Origin of the sequence: Falsiroseomonas algicola (assembly GCF_011040385.1) — a bacterium.
GTDB lineage: Bacteria > Pseudomonadota > Alphaproteobacteria > Acetobacterales > Acetobacteraceae > Falsiroseomonas > Falsiroseomonas algicola.
The window spans coordinates 1-23,223 of the sequence record NZ_JAAIKB010000005.1 but is presented as its reverse complement, the minus strand read 5'-3'; the positions used below and the strand labels follow the sequence as shown (position 1 = coordinate 23,223).

General features: G+C 70.8%; 23 protein-coding genes. 14 read left to right on the top strand and 9 right to left on the bottom strand.

Annotated features, from left to right (window positions below; genetic code table 11):
* Positions 1 to 39: 39 nt before the first annotated feature.
* Together G3576_RS13685 and G3576_RS13680 are read left to right on the top strand one after the other, a co-directional pair.
* A complete protein-coding gene (locus G3576_RS13685) occupies positions 40 to 1,389 on the top strand; it encodes an amidase (RefSeq protein WP_164694979.1) in 1,350 nt (449 codons plus the stop codon).
* On the top strand, positions 1,386 to 1,715 hold the full coding sequence (locus G3576_RS13680) for a cupin domain-containing protein (RefSeq protein WP_164694978.1): 330 nt from the start codon (positions 1,386 to 1,388) through the stop codon (positions 1,713 to 1,715). The genes G3576_RS13685 and G3576_RS13680 overlap by 4 nt, the downstream gene beginning before the upstream one ends.
* Positions 1,716 to 1,784: 69 nt before the next feature.
* Here the strand turns inward: G3576_RS13680 and eutC are convergent, their stop codons facing one another.
* Positions 1,785 to 2,525: an ethanolamine ammonia-lyase subunit EutC gene (eutC, locus tag G3576_RS13675; RefSeq protein ID WP_164694977.1), complete on the bottom strand. Its 741-nt coding sequence runs from the start codon at positions 2,523 to 2,525 to the stop codon at positions 1,785 to 1,787.
* Complete coding sequence (locus G3576_RS13670; RefSeq protein ID WP_164694976.1) at positions 2,522 to 3,886, bottom strand: ethanolamine ammonia-lyase subunit EutB; 1,365 nt, start codon at positions 3,884 to 3,886, stop codon at positions 2,522 to 2,524. The genes eutC and G3576_RS13670 overlap by 4 nt, the downstream gene beginning before the upstream one ends.
* A 103-nt stretch (positions 3,887 to 3,989) precedes the next feature.
* Here G3576_RS13670 and G3576_RS13665 point away from each other — a divergent pair, with 103 nt between their 5' ends.
* The 4 genes from G3576_RS13665 (at position 3,990) to G3576_RS13650 (ending at position 7,902) form a co-directional block, all read left to right on the top strand.
* Positions 3,990 to 4,553, top strand: a complete 564-nt coding sequence (locus tag G3576_RS13665) for a phosphonopyruvate decarboxylase (protein ID WP_235951919.1) — start codon at positions 3,990 to 3,992, stop codon at positions 4,551 to 4,553.
* A gap of 5 nt (positions 4,554 to 4,558) precedes the next feature.
* On the top strand, positions 4,559 to 5,161 hold the full coding sequence (locus G3576_RS13660) for a thiamine pyrophosphate-dependent enzyme (RefSeq protein WP_164694975.1): 603 nt from the start codon (positions 4,559 to 4,561) through the stop codon (positions 5,159 to 5,161).
* Positions 5,162 to 5,243: 82 nt separating this feature from the next.
* On the top strand, positions 5,244 to 6,224 hold the full coding sequence (locus G3576_RS13655; protein ID WP_164694974.1) for a hydroxyacid dehydrogenase: 981 nt from the start codon (positions 5,244 to 5,246) through the stop codon (positions 6,222 to 6,224).
* 4 nt (positions 6,225 to 6,228) lie between these two features.
* The gene (locus tag G3576_RS13650; protein ID WP_164694973.1) at positions 6,229 to 7,902 is read left to right on the top strand and encodes a gamma-glutamyltransferase family protein; all 1,674 of its coding nucleotides are present in this window, start codon (positions 6,229 to 6,231) and stop codon (positions 7,900 to 7,902) included.
* A gap of 68 nt (positions 7,903 to 7,970) precedes the next feature.
* Here the strand turns inward: G3576_RS13650 and G3576_RS13645 are convergent, their stop codons facing one another.
* Positions 7,971 to 8,942 (bottom strand): Bug family tripartite tricarboxylate transporter substrate binding protein, encoded by a 972-nt coding sequence (locus G3576_RS13645; protein WP_164694972.1) that lies wholly within the window; start codon positions 8,940 to 8,942, stop codon positions 7,971 to 7,973.
* A 47-nt stretch (positions 8,943 to 8,989) separates the two neighbouring features.
* A complete protein-coding gene (locus tag G3576_RS13640; protein WP_164694971.1) occupies positions 8,990 to 9,766 on the bottom strand; it encodes an enoyl-CoA hydratase/isomerase family protein in 777 nt (258 codons plus the stop codon).
* Between the two features lie 81 nt (positions 9,767 to 9,847).
* Here G3576_RS13640 and G3576_RS13635 point away from each other — a divergent pair, with 81 nt between their 5' ends.
* The 3 genes from G3576_RS13635 (at position 9,848) to G3576_RS13625 (ending at position 11,706) form a co-directional block, all read left to right on the top strand.
* The gene (locus G3576_RS13635) at positions 9,848 to 11,029 is read left to right on the top strand and encodes an enolase C-terminal domain-like protein (protein WP_164694970.1); all 1,182 of its coding nucleotides are present in this window, start codon (positions 9,848 to 9,850) and stop codon (positions 11,027 to 11,029) included.
* 85 nt (positions 11,030 to 11,114) lie between these two features.
* A complete protein-coding gene (locus G3576_RS13630; protein ID WP_164694969.1) occupies positions 11,115 to 11,402 on the top strand; it encodes a type II toxin-antitoxin system ParD family antitoxin in 288 nt (95 codons plus the stop codon).
* A complete protein-coding gene (locus tag G3576_RS13625; protein ID WP_164694968.1) occupies positions 11,392 to 11,706 on the top strand; it encodes a type II toxin-antitoxin system RelE/ParE family toxin in 315 nt (104 codons plus the stop codon). Before G3576_RS13630 ends, G3576_RS13625 begins: the two co-directional genes overlap by 11 nt.
* Before the next feature lie 43 nt (positions 11,707 to 11,749).
* Here the strand turns inward: G3576_RS13625 and G3576_RS13620 are convergent, their stop codons facing one another.
* Together G3576_RS13620 and G3576_RS13615 are read right to left on the bottom strand one after the other, a co-directional pair.
* Positions 11,750 to 12,736, bottom strand: a complete 987-nt coding sequence (locus tag G3576_RS13620; RefSeq protein WP_164694967.1) for an alpha/beta fold hydrolase — start codon at positions 12,734 to 12,736, stop codon at positions 11,750 to 11,752.
* Complete coding sequence (locus G3576_RS13615) at positions 12,733 to 13,677, bottom strand: ABC transporter ATP-binding protein (protein WP_164694966.1); 945 nt, start codon at positions 13,675 to 13,677, stop codon at positions 12,733 to 12,735. The genes G3576_RS13620 and G3576_RS13615 overlap by 4 nt, the downstream gene beginning before the upstream one ends.
* 102 nt (positions 13,678 to 13,779) lie before the next feature.
* On the opposite strand from G3576_RS13615, the gene G3576_RS13610 reads away from it, so the two are divergent.
* The 4 genes from G3576_RS13610 to G3576_RS13595 all read left to right on the top strand — a co-directional run bounded on the left by G3576_RS13610 (position 13,780) and on the right by G3576_RS13595 (position 19,356).
* Positions 13,780 to 14,004, top strand: coding sequence for a zinc-finger domain-containing protein (locus G3576_RS13610; protein WP_164694965.1), 225 nt, complete (start codon positions 13,780 to 13,782; stop codon positions 14,002 to 14,004).
* Positions 13,964 to 16,837: a DNA polymerase I gene (gene polA / locus G3576_RS13605; RefSeq protein WP_164694964.1), complete on the top strand. Its 2,874-nt coding sequence runs from the start codon at positions 13,964 to 13,966 to the stop codon at positions 16,835 to 16,837. The genes G3576_RS13610 and polA overlap by 41 nt, the downstream gene beginning before the upstream one ends.
* 41 nt (positions 16,838 to 16,878) lie before the next feature.
* On the top strand, positions 16,879 to 18,078 hold the full coding sequence (locus tag G3576_RS13600) for an MFS transporter (protein ID WP_164694963.1): 1,200 nt from the start codon (positions 16,879 to 16,881) through the stop codon (positions 18,076 to 18,078).
* Positions 18,079 to 18,180: 102 nt separating this feature from the next.
* Positions 18,181 to 19,356 carry an oxygenase MpaB family protein gene (locus G3576_RS13595; RefSeq protein ID WP_164694962.1) on the top strand — a complete coding sequence of 392 codons (1,176 nt, stop codon included), beginning with the start codon at positions 18,181 to 18,183 and terminating at the stop codon, positions 19,354 to 19,356.
* Positions 19,357 to 19,377: 21 nt separating this feature from the next.
* Here the strand turns inward: G3576_RS13595 and G3576_RS13590 are convergent, their stop codons facing one another.
* The 3 genes from G3576_RS13590 to G3576_RS13580 all read right to left on the bottom strand — a co-directional run bounded on the left by G3576_RS13590 (position 19,378) and on the right by G3576_RS13580 (position 22,342).
* Positions 19,378 to 19,782, bottom strand: coding sequence for a DUF2237 family protein (locus G3576_RS13590; RefSeq protein ID WP_164694961.1), 405 nt, complete (start codon positions 19,780 to 19,782; stop codon positions 19,378 to 19,380).
* A 74-nt stretch (positions 19,783 to 19,856) separates the two neighbouring features.
* Positions 19,857 to 21,452: a phosphoenolpyruvate carboxykinase gene (locus tag G3576_RS13585; RefSeq protein WP_164694960.1), complete on the bottom strand. Its 1,596-nt coding sequence runs from the start codon at positions 21,450 to 21,452 to the stop codon at positions 19,857 to 19,859.
* 152 nt (positions 21,453 to 21,604) lie between these two features.
* Positions 21,605 to 22,342 carry a HugZ family pyridoxamine 5'-phosphate oxidase gene (locus G3576_RS13580; RefSeq protein ID WP_164694959.1) on the bottom strand — a complete coding sequence of 246 codons (738 nt, stop codon included), beginning with the start codon at positions 22,340 to 22,342 and terminating at the stop codon, positions 21,605 to 21,607.
* Positions 22,343 to 22,480: 138 nt separating this feature from the next.
* Between G3576_RS13580 and G3576_RS13575 the strand changes: the two genes are divergently transcribed.
* Positions 22,481 to 23,125 carry a response regulator gene (locus G3576_RS13575; protein WP_235951961.1) on the top strand — a complete coding sequence of 215 codons (645 nt, stop codon included), beginning with the start codon at positions 22,481 to 22,483 and terminating at the stop codon, positions 23,123 to 23,125.
* The last annotated feature ends 98 nt before the right edge of the window (positions 23,126 to 23,223 follow it).

Here is a 23,223-nt window from a genome sequence, read left to right as displayed (position 1 = left end):
GCGCAGCATCCCGCCGCCACTCAGCGGGATCTCGCCAGCATGTCCTTCCCCACCATCGCCGAGGCCGCCTCCGCCCTGGCCTCGGGCCGCACCACCTCGCGGGCCCTGGTGGAGGAGGCGCTGGCCCGAATCGGCGACCCCGCCGGCGAGGGTGCCCGCGCCTTCATGGTGGTGCAGGCCGACCAGGCCCGCGCGAATGCCGATGCCATGGATGCGCTGCGCCAGGCCGGCCGTCCCCCCAGCCCCTTCGCCGGCATCCCGATCAGCATCAAGGATCTGTATGATGAGGCCGGGCAGGTCACGCGCGGCGGATCCGTCGCGCTGGATGGCGCGGCACCGGCCAGCGCCACCGCACCCCCCGTCGCGCGGCTGCAGCGCGCGGGCTTCGTGGTGCTGGGGCGCACCACCATGGTGGAGTTCGCCTTCTCCGGGCTCGGCGTGAACCCGCATTACGGCACGCCGCGCAGTCCCTGGGACCGCGCGACGGGGCGGCTGCCCGGCGGCTCCTCCTCCGGCGCCGCCGTCGCGACGGCCGATGGCATGGGCTTCGCCGGCCTCGGTTCCGATACCGGCGGGTCCTGCCGCATCCCGGCGGCGCTCTGCGGCATCGTCGGCTGGAAGCCGACGGCGAAGCGCGTGACGCTGGAGGGCACGCTGCCCCTTTCCTTCTCCCTCGACAGCCTCGGCCCCCTCGCCCGCTCCGTCGAATGCTGCGCCATCGTCGATGGCTTCATGGCGGGCGCGGAGGCGGCTGCACCGATCGCGCCGATGGGCGTGGCCGGGCTCCGGTTCGGCGTGCTGCAGGGCTATGTCACGGAGAACTGGGATGCCGGCGTGACGGCCGCCTTCGAGCGGGCCCTCTCCGCCCTCTCCGCCGCCGGCGCGCGCATCACGACGCTCGACGTGCCGGAACTCGCCGACATCCCGAAGGCGCATGCCCGCGGCACCTTCGCGGCCAGCGAGGCCTATGCCTGGCACCGCGACCTGATCGAGCGCGAGGGCCATCGCTACGATCCGCGCATCCTGGGGCGCATCCGGAACGGCGCGAAGATGACGGCGGCCGACTACATCCTGCTGATGCAGGAACGCGCCCGCATCATCGCCGCCTTCGCCAAGGCTACCGCCGGCTTCGATGCCGTGGTGATGCCGACCTGCCCGCTGATCCCGCCCGCGATCGCGGAAGTGGAGGACGAGGCCGAGTATGGCCGCATCAACATGCTGCTGCTGCGCAACACCACGGTCGGCAACTTCCTCGACCGCTGCGGCATTTCGATCCCCTGCCACCGGCCTGGCGAGGCGCCGGTCGGCTTCATGCTGATGGGGGAACACATGGGCGATGCGAAGCTGTTCAGCGTGGCGCGCGCGGTGGAAGCGGCGCTGGCCGCGTGAACCCCAACCCCCGCTTCGGCGCACTCGGCGCCGGTGCCGCGGCGCGGGAGGGTGGCGAGGCCATCGCCACCCTGCTGGCGGAGAAGGGCGTCACGGTGCAGCGTATCGCCAGCCGCCGCGCCGCCAGCCCGGAGGGCTTCTGGTACGACCAGCCCAGCACCGAATTCGTGCTGCTGGTCTCGGGCGAGGCCGGCCTCGCCTTCGACGATGGCAGCGAACGCCGGATGGTGGCCGGCGACTGGGCCGTGCTGCCCGCCCATTGCCGCCACCGCGTGGCCTGGACCAGCGAGGCCGCGCTGTGGCTGGCGGTGCACCTGCCGGGCTGATTGACGATGGTCCAGGGGGCTCTGCCTCCTGGCGGATGGGGTCTGGGGAAGGCAGCGCCTTCCCCAGGTCTACGTGAGTAGCGTTGGTGCCTCGCCTTCCAGGAGCGCCGGCTGTTCGTCCTTGAGCCCGACCCCTGTCAGCCCCAGGCGCCGGGCCGCCGCCACCAGCCAGAGCAGCTTCGCCGCCGCATCGGTGACGGAAATGCCGCCCGGACGGATGTTGCTGATGCAGTTGCGCTCCGCGTCGTTGCGGCCACGGCGCGGCGCATGGGTCAGGTAGATGCCCATGCTGTCCAGCGAGGAGAGGCCCGGCCTCTCCCCGATCAGCACCGCCACCATCGCGGCACCCAGCGCCTGGCCGATATCGTCACCGATCGCGACGCGCGCCTGCGTTGCGATGACGGGCGGCGCCACCGCCCAGCCCGCGCGCTCCAGCCCGGGGATGAGCGCCGCCAGCAGCGGCGCCGCCTGCGCCTGAACCCCGCTGGCACAGAGTCCGTCCGCCACCACGATCGCGAAGCAGCCGGGCTGCGCCTCCAGCACCGTGCCTTCCGCCAGCCGCCGCCCGAGGTCCGGCCGCAGCAGGTAGGACCGACGGTCCGGCGCCGCGGAGGCCACCACCCGCGCCCCCGGCAGCACGGCCTGCAAGGCGGGCACGTCGAGCGCCGACCACACCGCATCCCGCGCCTGCGCATGCGCTTCCTGGAAATCGAGATGCGCCGCCGTCGGCAGCGCATGCCCCACGCGCCCGAGCCCGACCCGCGCGCTGGTGAAGCGGCGCAGGTCGCGCCAGAGCACCGGCGCGCTCACAGCAGCCCCGCCACGGTCATCGGCGCGGGCAGCGCTTCCGGCGTGCGTTCCGCCAGGCCCATCCGTTCCAGCCAGGCCGCGAATTCCGGCGCGGGCTTCTTGCCGAGCGCCGCGCGGGCATAGAGCCCGTCATGGAACGACGTGGACTGGTAGGCCAGCATCGTGTCGTCCGCCCCCGGCACGCCCATCACATAGGTCACGCCGGCGACGCCCAGCAGCGTCAGCAGCGCATCCATGTCGTCCTGGTCGGCCTCCGCATGGTTGGTGTAGCAGACATCGACCCCCATCGGCAGGCCGAGCAGCTTGCCGGCGCAGTGATCCTCCAGCCCCGCGCGGATGATCTGCTTGCCGTCATAGAGGTATTCGGGGCCGATGAAGCCGACGACGGAGTTCACCAGCAGCGGCCGGAATTCCCGTGCCACCGCATAGGCCCGCACCTCCAGCGTCTGCTGGTCCACGCCGTGATGCGCATTGGCGGACAGAGCGCTGCCCTGCCCGGTCTCGAAATACATGACGTTATCGCCGACCGTGCCCCGCTTCAGCGCCAGCGCCGCCTCATGCGCTTCCCGCAGCAGCGACAGCGACACGCCGAAGGATGTGTTGAGCCCCTGCGTGCCGCCGATGGACTGGAACACGAGGTCCACCGGCGCACCGCGCTCCATCGCCAGCATCGTCGTCGTCACATGCGCCAGCACGCAGGTCTGCGTCGGGATGGCGTAGCGGTCCCGCACCGCATCCAGCAGGCCCAGCACGCGGCAGAGGTTGTCGACGTTGTCGGTCGCCGGGTTTACGCCGATCACGGCATCGCCCGCCCCCAGCAGCAGCCCGTCCAGCACCTGCGCGGCGATGCCCTTGGGGTCATCCACCGGGTCGTTCGGCTGCAGGCGGATCGACAGCGTCCCCGGCAGGCCGAGCGTGTTGCGGAAGCGCGTGGTGACGCGGCACTTGGCCGCGATGGCGACCAGATCCTGCAGCCGGCAGATCTTCGTGAGTCCCGCCACCATCTCTGGCGTCAGGCCCGGCGCCAGAGCGGTGATCGACGCGGGATCGGCCTCGGCCAGCAGCCAGTCCCGGAAGCCACCGACCGTCAGGTGCGCCACCGGCGCGAAAGCGGCCGCATCATGCCCATCGAGGATCAGCCGCGTGACCTCGTCATCCTCATAGGGCACCACCGCTTCATCGAGGAAATGGCGCAGCGGCAGATCCGCCAGCGCCCGCTGCGCCGCCACCCGCTGCGCGGCTGATTCGGCCGCGACCCCGGCCAGCGCATCGCCGGACCGGAAGGGCGTCGCGCAGGCCAGCAGCCGGCGAAGATCGGGGAAAACGTGGCGCGTGCCGCCGACGATCTGTGCGAATCCCATGCCGCCCCGCATCCCTGAACCGCTGCGGTCACATGGCACCGGGCGGCCCGGCTTGCCAACACCAATTCCACCCCCGATCCTGCCCCCACGACGGAGGAAGCAGATGGATCGCGACGCGCTGGAAATGCGCCCCGATGCGGCGGCCGAGTGGCCGGACCGCATCTACGCCGTGCTCAAGGCCCAGAACATCACCCAGGTGGCCCTGGTGCCGGATGCCGGGCATTCGCGCCTCATCCGGCGCTGCCTGGCCGACAACGAGATCACCGTCGTGACGCTGACGACGGAGGAGGAAGGCATCGCGCTGCTCTCCGGCGCCTGGATGGGCGGCGTGAAGGGCGTGCTGCTGATGCAATCCTCGGGCGTGGGCAACTGCATCAACATGCTGTCCCTGCCCATCCTGCATCGCACGCCGATGCCGATGATCGTGACCATGCGCGGCGACTATGGGGAGTTCAACCCGGCCCAGGTGCCCATGGGCAATGCCACCCAGACGGTGCTGGAAGCCATGGGCACGCTGGTCCGCCGCGCCGACGTGCCGGGCGACGTGGAAGCCTGCGTGGACGCCACCATCCGCATGGCCTTCAACACCTACCGACCGACCGCGACGCTGCTCGGCCAGCGCCTGATCGGCGCCAAGACCTTCGGGAAGGCCGAGGGGGGAGAATGAGGGCCATGCTCGCACCCTCCGGCAAGCTCGACCGCCGCGCCGTCGTCAACGCCCTGCTGGCGGATCGCGGCGACCTCCTCGTCATCGCGGGCCTCGGCGCCCCCGCCTGGGACATCACCGCGGCCGGCGACTGCCCGAACAACCTGCCCCTCTGGGGCGGAATGGGCGGCGCGGCGGTGATGGGGCTCGGCCTGGCCCTCGCCCAGCCCAGCCGCCGCGTGCTGGTCATCACCGGGGATGGGGAGGCGCTGATGGGCCTCGGCGCACTCGCCACCATCGCCACCAAGCAGCCGCCCAACCTCGCCATCGTCGTGCTGGACAACGAACATTACGGCGAGACCGGCGGGCAGGAGACGGCGACGAAACACGGCGTGGACCTCGCCGCCATCGCCCGCGGCGCGGGGATCGCCGATGCACGCACCATCACGACGCCGGACGGCATAGCGCCACTGCGAGAGGCGATCCACGCCGCCACGGCGCCGCTCGTCGCCGTCATCAAGATCGACGCGGCCAACCTGCCGCTCAAGCTGCCGCCGCGGGAAGGCGCCTACCTCGCGGCCAGGTTCCGGGAAGCGATCCTGGGGCCGGCAGCGCACCATCAACTCTAGGCGTCACCCCCTCACCCACCGTTGGGCGCAGTGCGCCCAACCCCCCTTCCAGCGGAGGGGGCTTTTCAAATGAGACCCGTCAATGCCGCACGTCATCTGCGTAAGACCGATCCATGAAGCGGCCATCGAGAAGATGCGCGCGACCGAGGGCGTGACCGTCGAAGTCCTGATGGACATCTCGCCGGAAAGCCTGGCGCGGAACCTGCCGAAGGCGGATGCCCTGATCGTCCGCACCATCCGCATCGACCGGCCCTTCCTGGCCCACTGCACCAACCTGCGCATCCTCGCCCGCCACGGCGTGGGCTACGATGCGGTGGACGTGCCCGCGCTGACGGAACGCAACATCCCGCTGACCATCACGCCCGAAGCCAACGCCGTCTCCGTCGCCGAGCACGCGCTGATGCTCATGCTGGCCTGCGCGCGCCAGCTTTCCGGCTACGACGCCAACCTCCGCCAGACCAAGCCCGTCTGGGGCGGCCAGGCGAACCTCCCTACCTTCGACCTGGCCGGCAAGACCGTGCTGGTGGTGGGCTTCGGGCGCATCGGCACGCGCGTCGCGAAGCTCTGCGCCGCCTTCGGGATGCGGGTGCTGGTGCGAGACCCCAACATCGGCAAGGGCAGCATCCGCGGCCTCGGCTTCATCCCCGTGGACGACGTGATGGAAGCCGCCGCCGAGGCCGACATCGTCACCATCCACTGCCCCTCCGACGCCTCCACCCGTCACATGGTGAACGGTGCCCTCCTGGCCCGCATGAAGAAGGGCGCCCTCTTCATCAACACCGCCCGCGGAACCCTCGTCGATGAAGCGGCGCTCGACGCCGCGCTGCGTTCCGGCCATCTCGGCGCCGCGGGGATCGACGTCTTCCACGACGAGCCCGTGGAGACCGCGATCCCCCTGCTGACCGCGCCCAACCTGATCTTCACCCCCCACGTCGCCGCCAGCACGGCGGAAGGCCTGGCGCGGATGGCGATGGATGCGGCCGAGGCCTGCCTCGCCTGCTTCGCCGGCACGCTCGACCCCGATATCGTCGTGAACAAGGAAGTCCTCAGCCGGAGGAACTGACGCCATGCGCCGCCTTCTCGCCGCCCTGCTGCTGGCAACAACGCCCGCCTTCGCGGAGCCCGCGAGGGCCCCGCGCCAGATGGTCGCCACCGCCAGCCCGCATGCGACGGAAGCGGCGCTCGCCACCCTCCGCGCCGGCGGCACCGCCATCGATGCCGCCGTCACGGCGCAGGCCGTGCTCTCCGTCGCCGAGCCGCATGCCAGCGGGCTGCTCGGCGGCGCCTTCGTGCTGGTCTGGGACGAAGGCCAGCGCCGCCTCCGCTTCTACGAGGGCATCGCCAGCGCCCCCGCCGCCAGCGCGGACCGCCTGACCGCGGGCGGTGTCGGCCCCGCCACCGTCGCGCGCTCCGGCCGATCGGTCGCGGTGCCCGGCGCCATCGCCGCCCTCGCTCTGGCGCGGGAAGCGCATGGCCGCCTGCACTGGGCGGAGCTCATCGCCCCCGCCATCGCGCTAGCCGAGCAGGGCTTCCCCCTGCCGCCCTACCTGGCGCAGGTCATTCGCGCCCGTGCCGCCGAACTCCGCCGCGTGCCCGCGCTGCGCGCCCTCTATTTCGACGCCGCCGGCGAGCCGCTTGCCGCCGGCGCGCCCTTCCGCAACCCGGACCAGGCGGAGGCGCTGCGCCTGCTGGCGACGCTCGGCCCCGCCGCCATCCATGGCGGCCCGATCGGCCAGGCGCTGGTGGAGGCGACGCAGGCCCATGCCGTCCCCGGCTGGATCACCCTCGACGACCTCCGCGCCTATCGCGCGGTGGAGCGGGAGCCGATCTGCATGACGGCCTTCGCGCACCAGGTCTGCACGGCCGCCCCGCCGTCGTCGGGCGGCGTCGCCGTGCTGCAGACGCTGGGCATCGCGGAGCGCCTCGGCATCGCGCGCCAGGGGCGGGACAGTGCGGAGGCCGCGCATCTGTTCCTCGAGGCGAGCCGCCTCGCCACCGCCGACCGTCGCCGCTGGATCGGCGATCCCGACCGGGTCGCGGTGCCGACGCGCGGGCTGGTCGATGCCGGCTACATCGATGACCGCGCCGCGCTCGCCAGCATCGACCGCGCCATGGCGCAGGTCGCGCCCGGCACGCCGCCCGACCAGCGCGGCGCCCTGCCGGCGGAAAGCGATCCCTGGGCGGAGGCCGCGACGACGCAGGTCGTCATCGTCGATGCCAGCGGCAACGCCGTCTCCCTCACCACCACCAACAACCTGAATTTCGGCGCCGAGCTTACGGCGATGGGCGTCACGCTGAACAACGGCATGACGAATTTCGCGACCAGCCCCGGCACGGCGGAGGCGCCGGCGCAGAACCGGCTGGAGCCTGGCAAGCGCCCCGTCACGACCATGGCGCCGACCATGGTGATGGGCGCGGATGGCCGACCGATGGTGGTGCTTGGCGCCGGTGGTGGCGCGCGCATCCCCGATGCCGTCGCGGCCGCGCTGGTGGAGATCCTGGCCTTCGGCGCCGATGCCGAGCGTGCCACCGCGCGCCCCCGTATCGGCGCACAGAACGGGGTGGAGGAGATCGAGCGCGGCACGCCGCTCGAGGCCCTGGCGCCCGCGCTGACCACGCTCGGCCACGCGCCCCGCGCCGTGGTGATGAACACCGGCCTGCAGGTCATCCGCCGCCTGCCCGATGGCACGCTGGAAGGCGCCGCCGACCCGCGCCGCGACGGCATCGCCGCGGGCGACTGAAGACGGTCCAGGGCCGGCTCGGCCCTGGCAAAGGGGGTACGGGGGAAACGGCGTTTCCCCCGGGCAGCCTACTCGAACTTGATATTCGCCTGCCGGATCAGCTGCGCATATTTCGCCGCATCCCGCCGCAGCAGCGCCGCCGCATCGGCGCTCGACCCGCCGCCCGGGATGAAGCCCGCCTCCATCACCCGCTGCCGCAGCGCCGGCTCCGCCAGCGCCTTGTTCACCGCCGCCACCCAGCGCTGCGCGATTGCATCCGGCAGCCCGGGCGGGCCCATCACCATGTACCAGACGGCGGAATCGAAGCCGGGGAAGCCGTGCTCGGCCACCGTCGGCACATCCGGCAGCGTCGGCACCCGGTCCGGCAGCGTCGTCGCCAGGGCGCGCACGCGTCCGGCGCGGATATGCGGCAGGTAGGTCGGCAGCGTGTCGATCGCGATGTCGATGCGCCCGGCCAGGATCTCGTTCACCGCCTGGCCGGTGCCGCGGAAGGGGATGTGCTGCATGGACAGCCCGGCGGCGAAGCTCAGCAACTCGCTCGCCAGGTGCTGCTGCGTCGCGATGCCGGAGGAGGCGTAGTTCAGCTTCCCCGGATTGGCCTTCGCATGGTCCAGGAACTGGCGGAAATTCTGCGCGGGGGAGGTCAGCGGCACCACCGCCACCAGCGGCACCGTGCCCGCCAGCACCACCGCCGTCTGGTCATTGATGATGTCGAAGGGCGGCGGGTTCATCGTCGGCGGCACCACGGCGCTGGCGCTGACCGTCGTCATCAGCATCTGGTAGCCATCCGGCCGCCCGCGCGCATTCTGCGTCGCCGCGATGGTGCCCGACCCGCCCGCGCGGTTCTCGATCGCGATGGGCTGGCCGAATTCCTCGCTCAGCGCGGGCTGCAGCAGGCGGGCGATGATGTCCGTGCCGCCGCCGGGCGCGAAGCCCACCAGCAGGGAGACGGGGCGGGTGGGGTAGGCGGCCTGGGCCAGAAGCGGCAGCGGCAGCGCGCAGGCGCCCGCCGCGCCCATCAAGAGGCGTCTCGTGACCATGCGTTTCCTCCAATCGTCTTATCGATTGGAGGAAGCATGCGATGCCCTCAGTTCCCCGTCCAGTTCGGGGCGCGCTTGTTCAGGAACGCCTCCATCCCCTCCCGGAAATCCTGGCTGCCGAAGCAGAGCTCCACCAGGTCGTCGCCCTGGATCTGGCCAGCCGCCAGGCGCAGGCGCTTCAGCGCGAATTTCGTCGCCGTCAGCGTGCGCGGCGCCATGCCGGCGACCGTCTCCGCCAGGTCCATCGCGCGGTCCACGACGGCCTCCGGCGTCGGCAGGATCTCGCTGATCAGCCCGGCGGCGCGGGCCTCCTCGGCCTCCATCAACCGCGCGGTGAAGATCAGCTCCTTCAGCTTCGCCGGGCCGATCAGCGTCGCGAAGCGGGAGACGTTGGAGGTGCTGAGGCAGTTGCCGAGCGTGCGCGCCACCGGCACGCCGAACTTGGCGTTGGCGGAAGCGATGCGCAGGTCGCAGACCGCGGCGATGCCGAGCCCGCCCCCCGTGCAGGCGCCCGCGATGGCGGCGATGACGGGCTTCGGGCAATCCTCGACGGCCGAGAGCACGCGGTCGATCCGCTTCTCATATTCCAGCCCGTCCTGGCCGGACTTGAATTCCCGGAACTGGCTGATGTCGGTCCCGGCCGCGAAGGCCTTGCCGCCGGCGCCGGTGATGACCCAGGCGCGGATGCCAGCGTCCTTCGTCACGCGCTCCGCCTGTTCCACCAGGCCTTCATACATCGCGAAGGTCATGGCGTTGCGCTGTTCGGGCCGGTTCAGCGTGGTCCAGGCGATGCGGCCGCGGGTCTCGTGCAGGATGTCGGGCATGCTGTTTCCTCTTCCTCCCCCTCTTGTGCCGCCAAGCGGGGCGGGGCGACAAGGTGGCGACCAGGACAGGAACCCCCAGGCATGCGCATCGTCAGCGTGAAGCAGGGCACGGCGCCGATCGCGAGCGCCATCGCCAATGCCTATATCGACTTCAGCAAGATGACCGCTTCCATCGTCGCCGTGACGGTGGAGGATGCGGGCGGCAAGCGCGCCACCGGCTACGGCTTCAACAGCAATGGCCGCTACGCCCAGCCCGGCCTGCTGGCGGAGCGCTTCATCCCCCGGCTGCTGGAGGCGACGGAGGCGCAGGTGACGCGCGCCGATGGCACCCTCTCCCCCGAAGGGGCCTGGGCCGTGGTGATGAAGAACGAGAAGCCGGGCGGCCATGGGGAGCGCAGCGTCGCCGTCGGCGTGCTGGACATGGCGCTGTGGGATGCGGCCGCGAAGCTCGCCGGCGTGCCGCTCTGGAAGCTGCTGGCGGATCGCTACAACAACGGCGTCGCGGACCAGGCCGCCTGGGTCTATGCGGCCGGCGGCTACTACTACCCCGGCAAGGGCGTGGACCAGCTGGTCGAGGAGATGAAGCGCTACCTCGGCATGGGCTATTCCACCGTGAAGATGAAGATCGGCGGCGCCCCCGGCACCTCGCTCAAGGATGCGCTGGCCGAGGACATGGCCCGGATCGAGGCGGTGGTGAAGCTGCTGGGCGGCGATGGGTCGAAGCTTGCGGTGGACGTCAATGGCCGCTTCGGCCTGCATGCCGCGCTGACCTATGCCGCGGCGCTCGGCCCCATGGGGCTCCGCTGGTACGAGGAGCCGCTGGACCCGCTGGATTACTCCACCCATGCGACGCTGGCCGAGCATTACGCGCCGCCGATCGCGACGGGGGAGAACCTGTTCAGCATGCAGGATGCGCGCAACCTGATCCGCCATGGCGGGCTGCGGCCGGACCGCGACATCCTGCAATTCGACCCGGCGCTGTCCTATGGCCTGGTCGAGTATCTCCGCACGCTCGACATGCTGGCGCTGCACGGCTGGTCCCGCCGCCGCTGCGTGCCCCATGGCGGGCACCAGTTCGCACTGAACATCGCGGTGGGCCTCGGCCTCGGCGGCAACGAGAGCTACCCCGAGGTCTTCCACCCCTTCGGCGGCTTCGCGGATGACGTGCCGGTGGTGGACAGCAAGGTCGCGATGCCGACGATCCCCGGGATCGGGTTCGAGGCGAAGAACGAGCTGTTTGCGGTGTTCAAGACGCTGGGGTGACCGCTGCCTCCCTCCCCCGCGCTTGCGGGGGAGGGCCGGGGTGGGGGTATGATAACGTCACACTGCACCCCCAAGGAGCCCTGTCGTGGCACCCGCTGAGAAGCGCACCATCAGCCTTCCGCCCGACCAGGCGCGCTACATGGATGAGCTGGTCGCGACCGGGGGCTATGCCTCGGCCAGCGAGGTCGTCCGCGCCGGCTTGCGCGCGCTGCGGGAGCGTGACGCCGCCGTCGAACGCTGGCTGCGCGAGGAAGTGGCCCCTGTGCAGGACGCCATGCAGGCCGACCCCGGCAGGGCGATGGATGCCGATGCGGTTGGCGCCGCGCTCAGGGCGCATCACGCGGCAAGGCTGAAGACCCGGCGTGACGCATAGGGTCGTCGTCGCGCCGGAAGCGCTCGACGACCTCCGCGACCTCTACGATGCCACCGCCGATGCCTCCCTGCCCGAACGCGCCCTTGCCTATGTGGAGGCGCTCCGGCGGCACTGCCTCGGCCTGGCCGAGTTCCCGGAGCGCGGCACGCGGCGTGATGCCATCCGGCCGGGCCTCCGCACCCTCGGCTACCGCCGGCGGGTCACGATTGCCTTCCAGGTCACGGGATCGACCGTGACCATCCTGCGGCTGCTCTATGCGGGTCGGGCCCTGGAAGGTCGGGCCGGCCAGGATGAGGCCGACTGAGCGACGACCCTATCGCGCCAGCGCGCCAGCACGCTGGCACGCGTCAGCGTGCCAGCCAGCCCGGCGCCCGCTGTTCCGCATCCGATGGCAACGGCCCCCGCGGGTCCTCGATGAAGGCAAGGATGTCCCGCACCACCTCCTCCCGGTTCCCGCCGGCCAGCAGCAGGTGGTAGCCGCCGGCATAGACCGCGACGCGCAAGCCGCTCGCCGGCGGCACGCTCGCCACCGCCGCCCGCGTCATGCGGGGCGGCACGAGCATGTCGCGCTCCCCATAGAGCAGCAGCGCCGGTGCGCCGCCGCAGCAGCGCGGCAGCGCCGCCACCGCCTTGTCCATCAGATCCATCAGGCCGAGCGCCGAATCCACCCGCGTCACGCGGATCACCAGGGGGTCGCGCCCCAGCCGGCGCAGCGCGGCCTCGTTGTCGCTGGCCACCACGCCGCCGACGCCACCCGTCACCGGCAGGGCCGGGATGGTGCGCTCCGCCAGCCAGATGCCGCCGCGCATGAGGGGATTCATGAGTTCGCGGTTCCACAGCGCCGGCGCCAGCAGGACGTAGCCGCGCACCGGCGGCGCGGGGTCCATGCCCGCGGCCAGGATGGAGACCGCGGCCCCCATGCTCTCGCCCAGCATGAACAGCGGCAGGCCAGGGTGGCGCTCCGCCAGCAGGCGGGCGGCGGCGGCAGCGTCCGCCGCCATCGTCTCCGCCCCCGCCCAGTAGCCCCGGTTGGGCGCCCGGCCGAAGCCGCGCTGGTCATAGGCATAGACCAGCATGCCCGCCTGCTTCAGCGCCTCCAGGCTGTCGGTCAGGAAGTTGCCGCTATGGTCATTGAAGCCGTGCAGCGCCAGGATCACCGCGCGGGGCTCACCCTCCGGCGGGAAGACCCGCATCGGCAGGCGGGCGCCATCGGCGGCGATCATCGCCGCCTCCTCCAGCCGCGGCAGCGCCACCGGCGGGCCGGCCGGCATCACCACCGGCGTGCAGGCCGCCGCCAGCAGCAGCGCGCAAGCGGCCAGCAGCGCCCGGATCAAGCGGCGACCTGTTCCCGGGTCAGGCGCAGGAAGATGGCGTTCAGATCGGCCTCCTTGGTGGACAGATCCTGGATGGCGAGGCCCGCGCCCCGCACCGCGTCCAGGATATCCTCGACGCGCGTCTCCCGCGCGCGATAACGGATCTCGAGCCGCCTCGGCCCATCCAGCCGCGCCTCATGCCCCGCCAGGCCCGGCGGCACGGCGCCGAGGTCCTCCGCCACCGTCACCGTGATGGTCTTGTCGTCCAGCCTGGCGATCAGGTCCCGCGTCGGCTCATCCGCGATCAGCCTTCCCTGGCCGATGATGGCGATGCGGTCGCAGAGGCTTTCGGCCTCCTCCAGGTAATGCGTGGTCAGGACGATGGTGGTGCCGGCCTTGTTCAGCCCCTGCACCATGCGCCAGAGCTGTTCGCGAAGCTCGATATCCACCCCCGCCGTCGGCTCATCCAGCACCAGCACGGGCGGCGCATGGACCATGGCCTTGGCCACCAGCAGCCGGCGGCGCATGCCGCCCGACAGGCTGCGCGCATAGGCATCCGCCTTGTCCGCCAGCCCCACCGCATCCAGGATTTCCATGGTCCGCCGCCGGGCCTTCGGCACGCCCCAGAGCCCGGCCTGCATCTCCATCGCCTCCCGCGGCGTGAAGAAGGGGTCGAGGTTGAGTTCCTGGGGCACCACGCCGATCCGCTGGCGAAGCCCGATCGGGTCCGCATCCAGGTCCACGCCCCAGACCGACGCCTTGCCCGCGGTCTTCTGCACCAGGCCGGCCAGGATGCCGATCAGGGTCGATTTCCCCGCCCCGTTCGGCCCCAGCAGCCCGAAGAAGGATCCGCGCGGGACGACCAGATCCACGCCCTTCAGCGCTTCCTTCCCCGGGCCACCCTTGCTGCCCGGGTAGGTCTTGCGGAGGCCCGCGATCTCGATGGCGTGGGTTGGCTGCATGGCCCCACCGGTAGCGCGCGGCGCAGGGCTGGTCCATGCGCGCCGGGCTGGCCGATCCGCCCCCCAGGGCCTATCTTCCGCCCACCAGCCTAGAGGACCGCCATGCGCGACCAGCGAATGACCGGCTATGCCCCGGTCGCCCTGCCGGGGGTGACGCCGGAGGACACCATCATCGTCCATAGCCGCGTCGTCGGCTGCGACGGCGGCGGCGGCAATCTCGGCCACCCGCTGGTCTATCTCCGCATCGAGGACAGGCAGGTCACCTGCCCCTACTGCTCCCGCACCCATGTCCTGGCCGAGGGCGCCGGCGACGACCACGGGCACTGAGACGCTCGTGGCAGGGGAGGAAACGGCGGCAAAGGCCGCGGACCCGGTCGCGCCCGTCGCGCCGGGCGAGAAGCGGCTGATCCTGGTCGATGGCTCGGGCTACATCTTCCGCGCCTATCACGCCCTGCCGCCCATGACGCGGCCGGACGGCACGCATGTGAACGCCGTCTTCGGCTTCACCCAGATGCTGTCCCAGTTCCTCGCCCGCAATTCCGCGACGCACATCGCCGTCGTCTTCGACAGCAACCGCACCACCTTCCGCAACGATTTCTACCCCGACTACAAGGCCCACCGCCCCGAACCGCCGCCCGAACTCGTCCCCCAATTCGCCCTGATCCGGGAGGCGACGGAAGCGCTCGGCGTCTGCCAGGCGGAGTTGCAGGGCTTCGAGGCCGATGACCTGATCGCCGCCTATGCCAAGGCCTTCGTGGCGGAAGGCGGCAGCGTCGCCATCGTCTCCTCCGACAAGGATCTGATGCAGCTGGTCCGGCCGGGCGTGGAGATGCTGGACCCGATCAAGCAGAAGCCGATCCGGGAGCCCGAGGTCTTCGAGAAGTTCGGCGTCACCCCCGACAAGGTGGTGGAGGTGCAGGCGCTGGCCGGCGACAGCACGGATAATGTGCCCGGCGTGCCCGGCATCGGCATCAAGACGGCCGCCCAGCTCATCACCGAATACGGCGACCTTGAGACGCTGCTGGCGAACACGGCCAAGATCAAGCAGCCCAAGCGGCGCGAGGCGCTGGAGCAGAACGCCGAGAAGGCCCGCATCAGCCGCCGCCTGGTGATGCTGGACGCGGATGCGCCACTCCCCTGCCCCATCGAGAAGATGGAGGTCCGCCCGCCCTCCCCGGCCGTTCTCGAGAAATTCCTGCGCGACAACGGCTTCCGCAGCCTGCTGGCCCGCCTCGGCCTGGGCGAGGCCAACGCCGTCGTCCGCAGCGCCCCCCGCGCGCCGGATGCCAGCGCCCCTGAGCCCGCGCCCCAGCCCGGCGCCGCGCCCTTCGGCCCCTATGAGACGGTCACGACGATCGAGGCCCTGCGGTCCTGGATCGCGGAAGCCCGCGCCGCCGGCGTCATGGGCTTCGATACGGAGACCGACAGCCTCGATGCGCTGAAGGCCCAGCTCGTCGGCCTCTCCATCGCCGTCGCCCCCGGCCGCGCCTGCTACGTGCCGCTGCGGCATGAGGGCAGCGGCGACCTGATGGGGTCGGGCACGCCGGAGCAGATCGACCACGACACGGCGATGGCGGAACTCAAGCCGCTGCTGCAGGACCCCAGCGTGCTGAAGGTGCTGCACAACGCCAAATACGACCTCGAAGTGCTCTGCCGCGACAGCAACGGCGCCATCGCCGTCGCGCCGATCGACGACACCATGCTGATGTCCTACGCGCTGCGCGCCGGCGCGCATGGCCATGGCATGGATGAGTTGTCGCTCAAGCATCTCGGCCACACGCCCATCACCTTCGACAGCGTCACCGGCACCGGCCGCAACCGCATCAGCTTCGCCAAGGTGGCCCTCGACAAGGCGACCGCCTACGCGGCGGAGGACGCGGACGTCACGCTGCGGCTCTGGCACGTCTTCAAGCCCGAACTCCGCCCCGCCCGCGCGCTGACGCTCTACGAACAGGTGGAGCGCCGCATGGTCGGCGTGCTGCGGGACATGGAGCTGGCCGGCATCCGCATCGATGCCGGCGAACTCGCCCGCATCGGGGAGGATTTCGCGGAGAAGCTCGCCCTCTACGAGAAGCAGATCCACGAACTCGCCGGCCGCCCCTTCAATGTCGGCTCGCCCAAGCAATTGGGGGAGATCCTCTTCGATGAGATGAAGCTGCCCGGCGGCAAGCGCAGCAAGCTCACCGGCGCCTGGGGCACCGATGCCTCCGTGCTGGAGGAGTTGGCGCAGCAGCAGGTGCCGCTCGCCAGGCGCGTGCTGGACTGGCGGCAGATCCAGAAGCTGAAATCGACCTATGTGGACGCGCTGGCCCAGCGCCTCGACGCCAACAGCCGCGTCCACACCGATTTCGCGATGGCCGTCACCTCCACCGGTCGCCTCTCCTCCACCGAACCCAACCTGCAGAACATCCCGGTCCGCACCGAGGAAGGGCAGCGCATCCGCCGCGCCTTCGTGGCCGATCCCGGCCATGTGCTGATGGCCGCCGACTACAGCCAGATCGAGCTCCGCATCCTGGCCCACGTCGCCGACGTGCCCGCGCTGAAGGAAGCCTTCGCGACGGGGCAGGACATCCATTCCCGCACGGCCTCCGACATCTTCCGCATCCCCCCCGACAAGGTGGACAAGGAAGCGCGGCGCCGCGCCAAGACCATCAATTTCGGCATCATCTACGGCATGTCCGCCTTCGGCCTCGCCGCCCGCCTCGGCATTGGCCCCGGGGAGGCGCGCGGCATCATCGATGCCTATTTCGCGCAATACCCCGGCATCCGGAACTGCATGGAGAAGCTGAAGGAGGATGCGCGCACCACCGGCTACGTGCTGACACCCTTCGGCCGCAAGCTCTGGATCGCCGACATCGCCAGCAAGGACCCCGTCCGCCGCGGCGGCGCCGAACGCGCCGCCATCAACGCCCCCTTCCAGGGCGGTGCGGCGGAGGTCATCAAGCGCGCCATGGTCCGCCTGCCCCGCGCGCTTCGCGAAGCGAACCTCTCCGCCCGCATGCTGCTGCAGGTGCATGACGAGTTGGTGTTCGAGGTGCCGGAAGCCGAGGTCGAGGCCACCGGCGTTCTCGTCCGCCAGATCATGGAAAACGTCGCCGACCTGGCCGTGCCCCTCGCCGTGGAAGTCGGCCACGGCCAATCCTGGGCAGAAGCCCACTGAAACGCCCGCCCGCCTGCTGAGGGCACCGCACAGGAACCGGCATGAGCACCACCGCCGACGCCGTCCCCGCCACCGCCTGGACACCGACGGAACGCCGCACGCTGACGGCCATCGGCATCGCCCATGCCGTCAGCCACCTGCACATCATGGTCTTCCCGCCGCTCTTCCCGCTGCTGCGGGACAGGCTCGAGGTCAGCTTCCTCGAACTCGGCCTGGCGATGACCATCTTCAGCCTGGTCTCCGCCTTCACCCAGGCCCCCGTGGGCTTCATGGTGGACCGGCTCGGCCCGCGCCGGGTGCTGACGGCGGGCCTGGTCCTGGGCGGCTGTGCCTTCAGCCTCTTCGGCCTGACCGGCAGCTACGCCTTCCTGCTGGCCGCGGCCGCCCTCGCGGGCCTCGCCAATGCCGTCTACCACCCCGCGGACTACGCCATCCTCAATGGCGGCATCGGCGGCGTGCGGATGGGGCGCGCCTTCTCGCTGCACACCTTCGCGGGCTACCTCGGCGGCGCCATCGCGCCGACGCTGATGATCGGCCTGGCCGCCGCCTTCGGCGTGCAGGGCGCGGTGCTCTCCGCCGGCCTCATCGGCCTCGCCGTTGCCGCCACTGTCTGGCTCGCCTGCCCGCCCGACCAGCCCGTGCGCCGCGTGAAGCCGGAAGCGGGCCAGCCGACGCGCGTCCTCAGCCCCGCCGTCATCGGCCTCACCGGCTTCTTCATCCTGATCGCGCTGTCGATCGGCGGCGTGAACGGCTTCGTCGTCGCGGCCCTCGTCACGGGCAATGGCCTCTCGCTCACCCTCGCCTCCACCGCGCTGACCTTCTTCCTCGTGGGCTCGGCCCTCGGCGTGCTGATCGGCGGCTGGATCGCGGACCGATCAAAGCGCCACGGCCTGGTCGCCGCGGCCGGCTTCGGCGCCGGCGCGGTCATCACCGCGACGCTCGGCCTCTTCTCCATCCCGGCGCTGCTCATCCCGGTGCTGATGGGCGCGTCCGGCATCCTGACCGGCCTCTGCATGCCCTCCCGCGACATGATGGTCCGCGCCGCCGCGCCCCCCGGCCAGGCCGGCGCCGTCTTCGGCGTGGTCTCCACCGGCTTCAACATCGGCGGCCTCATCGCCCCCATCCTGTTTGCCTGGCTGATGGACACCGGCCACCCGCACGCCGTCTTCCTCCTCGGCGCCGCCTTCATGGCCACCACGGCGATCGCCGCGGCGGTGCAGGGGCTGCGCGGAGCGCGCTGAGGCGCCCGCGGCACGGCGCGATTCCGTCCCTTTTCGCAACGGTCGGCTTGGCGGGCCGCGCGGCCTGCCCCATGGTGGCCTGAAGAACAGGCTTCACCGATCATGATGGTCCCGCACGACTACGCCGCCGGCTTCGCGCGGGCACAACGGCAGGACCCTGCCCTGGCGGAAACCTATCTCCGCCTCACCGGCCAGGGCGACCCGCTGGCCGATGCCGCCATGGCGGCGATGGAGGGCGCCGGCGGGCGGCACTGGATCGACCGCGGCATCGAACAGGGCGGCTCGGCCCTGGCGGAGGCACCGGAGGCCCTCCGCGCCTTCTTCGCGGATGCCGAAACCGTGCCGGCCTGGTTCGACCCTGAAGCCACGCGCGCCGGCCACCGTGCCTTCCACGGCAATTCGGAGATGCTGATCGGCGCCTTCGTCGGTGCCGTGCTGATCGAGGGATTCTCCACCCTCATCAGCAAATCCTTCGCCATCACCGGCCGCGTGACGGACCAGGGGGTGCGGCGCCTCCAGCAGAACAACCGCCACCTGGTGGAAATCTTCATGCCCGGCGGGCTGGATCGGCAGGGAGAAGGCTGGAAGCTCTCGGTCCGCATCCGCCTGATGCATGCGCGCATCCGGCAGCTTCTGTCCCGATCCGAGGAGTGGGACGCGGCAGCCTGGGGCGTGCCGCTGCACGCCGCGCATATCGGCTTCGCCACCGCCGCCTTCTCCGGCCAGCTGCTGCATCGCGGCCGCCAGCTCGGCCTGCGCTTCACGGCGGAGGAGGCGGAGAGCTTCATGCTGGTCTGGCGCTATGCCGGGCACCTCATGGGCGTGCCCCCGGCGCTGCAGGCCAGGACGGAGGCCGAGGCACGGCACCTCGTCCATATCGGCCGGCTCTGCGAACCGGAACCGCAGCTGGAGGCAATCATGATGGCCAACAGCCTGATCAACTCCGCGCCGCTCGTTGCCGGCATCACGGATCCCGCGGCGCGGCGCAGCCTGGCGCGCTACGTCTACCGGGTGTCACGCGCGCTGATCGGGGACACGATGGCGGACCAGCTCCACTATCCCCGGACCGCGACCTTCGGCGTCCTGCCGCTGCTGCGGGCCCGCAATGTCGGCGACCGGCTGCTGCGCTCGGTGATCCCCGGCCAGGAACAGCGGCGGCGGGCCAGCCAGTTCAAGCGCATGCTGGACCTGTCCTTCTTCGACCGCGGCCGCATCAGCTACGCCATGCCCGGCACGCTGCATGCCGAGCATGACCGGCCGAAGGAAGGGCCAGGCTGAACCAGGGGCACCGCCGCCCCGCTACACCCCATGCGCCATCAGGTGTTCGCGGCGGACGACGCTGAGCGCGGCCTCATGCGTGGCTTCCAGCAGGACCGGCGGCGCCAGCCCCGCCAGGCGCGCTTCCTCCCACCGCGCCGCGCAGAGGCACCAGCGATCCCCGGGCTTCAGCCCGGCAAAGCCGTATTCCGGCCGCGGCGTGGAAAGATCATTGCCGCGCGAGGCGCTGAATTCGAGGAATTCCGCGGTGACTTCGGCGCAGACGACGTGCAGGCCCAGATCCTGCGGCCCCGTGTTGCAGCAGCCGTCGCGCAGGAAGCCCGTCAGGGGTGCCACGGAGCAGGGCAGCAGCGTGCCGCCGAGCACGTTGCGCGCGGGTTCAGGACGCTGGGGCTGCCGGCGGGGCGTGGTCTCGTCGAGGGGCATGGCGGGGTCCGGACATGAAAAAGGGCGCGCCCCCATGATGGGGACGCGCCCTGGATGGTCCAGCCCGGAAAGGCCTACGCCGCGGCCTTGATCGCCGCTGCCTTCACATCCTCGCCGACCGCGCCGGCGAAGGTCTCGAAGTTCTTCTCGAACAGGGAGACGAGGTGCTTCGCCTGCTTGTCGTAGGCGGCCTTGTCGGCCCAGCTGTCGCGCGGGTTCAGCACGTTGTCGGGGATGCCCGGCACCGCCTTCGGGATCATCAGGCCGAAGAAGGGATCACGGACGAACTCGACCTTGGCGAGCGAGCCATCCAGCGCCGCGCGCAGCAGGGCGCGGGTGTGCTGGATGCTCATCCGCTTGCCCGTGCCATAGGCGCCGCCGGTCCAGCCGGTATTCACCAGCCACACATCGGCGCCGTCCTTGGCGATGCGCTCGGCCAGCATGCGGCCATAGACCTCCGGGTGCCGCGGCAGGAAGGGCGCGCCGAAGCAGGTGGAGAAGGTCGCCTGCGGCTCCTTGCCCAGGCCCTTCTCCGTGCCGGCGACGCGCGCGGTGTAGCCGGACATGAAGTGGTACATGGCCTGCGCGGCAGAGAGCTTGGCGATCGGCGGCAGCACGCCGAAGGCATCCGCCGTCAGCATCACCACGTTCTTCGGCTTGCCCGCCTGGCCGCCCGTCACGATGTTCGGGATGAACTCGATCGGGTAGCAGGACCGCGTATTCTCGGTGTAGCGGTTGTCGTCGAGGTCGAGGACGCCGTGCTCGTCGCCATGGACGTTCTCCAGCACCGCGCCGAAGCGGTGGCTGGCGTCCCAGATCTGCGGCTCGGCTTCCTTCGACAGCTTGATGACCTTGGCGTAGCAGCCGCCTTCGAAGTTGAAGACGCCGGTGTCCGACCAGCCATGCTCGTCATCGCCGATCAGGCTGCGCTCGGGGTCGCTGCTGAGCGTCGTCTTGCCCGTGCCGGACAGGCCGAAGAACAGCGCGGTGTCGCCGCCCTTGCCGAGGTTGGCGGAGCAGTGCATCGGCAGCACGCCGCGTTCCGGCAGCAGCCAGTTCATGACGGTGAAGATCGACTTCTTGATCTCGCCCGCATAGCTCGTGCCGGCGATGCAGATGGTGCGCTTGGCGAAGGACAGCGCGATGAGGGTGCTGGTGCGGCAGCCATCCTCGGCGGGATTCGCCTCGTATTCCGGGGCGTGCAGGATGAAGAAGTCGGGCTCGAAGGTCTTCAGTTCCTCGGCCGTCGGGCGGATGAACATGTTGCGGGCAAACAGGGCGTGCCAGGCATTCGTCGTCACCAGGCGCACCTTGATGCGGTGGCCGGTATCGGCGCCGGCAAACAGGTCCTGCGTGAAGAGCTCATCGCGGGCGCCGAGCCATTCGCGAACCTTGGCGCTGAAGCCGGCGAACTTCGCGGGCGGCAGCGGCTGGTTGATCTTGCCCCACCAGATCGCGTCATGCACTTCCGGGTCGTCCACGACGAACTTGTCCTGGACGGAACGGCCGGTGTGCTGGCCGGTGATCGCCATGAAGGCGCCATCCGCCGAAAGCCGCCCCTCGCCCCGGCGCAGCGCGTGGGCGTAGAGCCCCGCCGCCGTCAGATTGGCGTGAACCTTCGCCGAGCCGGCTACGCCGGTCCCGGACAGGGCGGATGCGTCGGACGTCATCAGGAACCTCCAGAGGGGGGTGGCCGACCGAGGTCAGGCGGCCATCGTCGCGGGCGTCGTTTTCGGCGCTGAGCGCGGCAAGATTAGGGCGGGTAAGCTGCCATAATCAAGATAACCGCCCGGTTACTTGTTGCAACTTCTGTTTACGATATTCAATCGGACTGAGACAGCGCCGCGCGCCCCGCTCGCGCGGCCTTGATCAGCCCGGCGCGGACACCGTCCGCATCGGCGACCGGTGCCGTCCAGGCATGGCGGATCACGGTCTCCCCGGCCGCGAGGTCGCAGCCATCGCTGTCCACGGCCACCAGCCGCCAATCCTGGCCCGCCCCCTGCCCGTGCAGCCCCTGCGCCATCGCGGCCAGCGCATCGGCATGGTCGGCATTCACATGGGCGATGATCTCCGCCTCCGCCGCTTCCAGCGCCGCGACCGCCGCCGGGTCCGGCAGCAGATCGGCGCGCTTGAGCCGCGTGGCGCGGGCGAAGCCGCCCACCAGCAGCGCCGCCTGGGGCCGCATCCGCCACAGGGCGAAATCGCCGAAATCGGCGTAGAGCGCGGCATAGGGGTGGCGGGCGAGCCACCGAGCCTTGAGCCCCGCCACCTCCGCCTCCGGCACCGGCTCCGCCATCCCGGTCAGGGTCACGCGCGGCGCCGTCTGGGGGTTCGCCGATTCGGGCGTGCCCACATAGAGCAGCGCGCAGCGCCCTTCCTGTCGCAGGTGCCGCGTATGCTCCGACAGCGACGAGAGCAGCATCAGGATGGACAGGTCCGGCGTGGCCGCCGGCGTGGCGAGTGCGGCGAAGGGCTGGCCTTCCGTCACCGTCGCCAGGGTGGCGGAAGCCGCCGCCCGCACCAGCTTCCGGGCCTCGAAGCCGAACTTCTCCGTCGCCATCTCCGCCTGACCCGCCTTTGCCACAATTGGCCGCCATGATCCCCCCATCGCGCGACTGCCGCGCCTCGAGGAGCCTGACCCGTGCCGCACACCATCGCCCTGGTGGACGACGACCGCAACATCCTGACCAGCGTCTCCATGACCCTGGAGCAGGAGGGTTTCACCGTCCGCACCTACACGGATGGAGAGAGCGCCCTGCAGGGGCTGATGGCGCGGCCCGTCGATCTCGCCGTGCTCGACATCAAGATGCCGCGCATGGATGGGATGGAGCTGCTGCAGCGGCTCCGCCAGCGCAGCGCCATGCCGGTCATCTTCCTGACCAGCAAGGATGACGAGCTGGATGAGCTGATGGGGCTCAGGCTCGGCGCCGACGACTACATCACCAAGCCCTTCAGCCAGCGCCTGCTGCTGGAACGCATCCGCGCCCTGTTGCGCCGGAACGAGGCCGGCCGCGCGGAGGGCAGCGGCACCCCGGCGGGCGGCATCATCGCCCGCGGCGACCTGGTGCTGGACGAGACCAAGCACACCTGCCTCTGGAAGGGCGGCCAGGTGCAGCTGACGGTCACGGAATTCCTGCTGGTGAAGGCGCTGGCCGTGCGCCCCGGCATGGTGAAGAACCGCGACCAGCTGATCGACGGCGCCTATGGCGAGAACATCTATGTCGACGACCGCACCATCGACAGCCATGTGAAGCGCGTGCGCAAGAAGTTCCGCGCCGTGGACCCGGACTTCTCGATGATCGAGACCCTCTACGGCCTCGGCTACCGCTACAAGGAAGCCTGAGCGAAAGCCCTCTCCCCGGCAGGCTAGTAGATTCACACATCTGCATAGGTCTGGAGGGTTTTGAGAGCGGCTTTGCCGGCCTGGAAGTGGGTCCATCC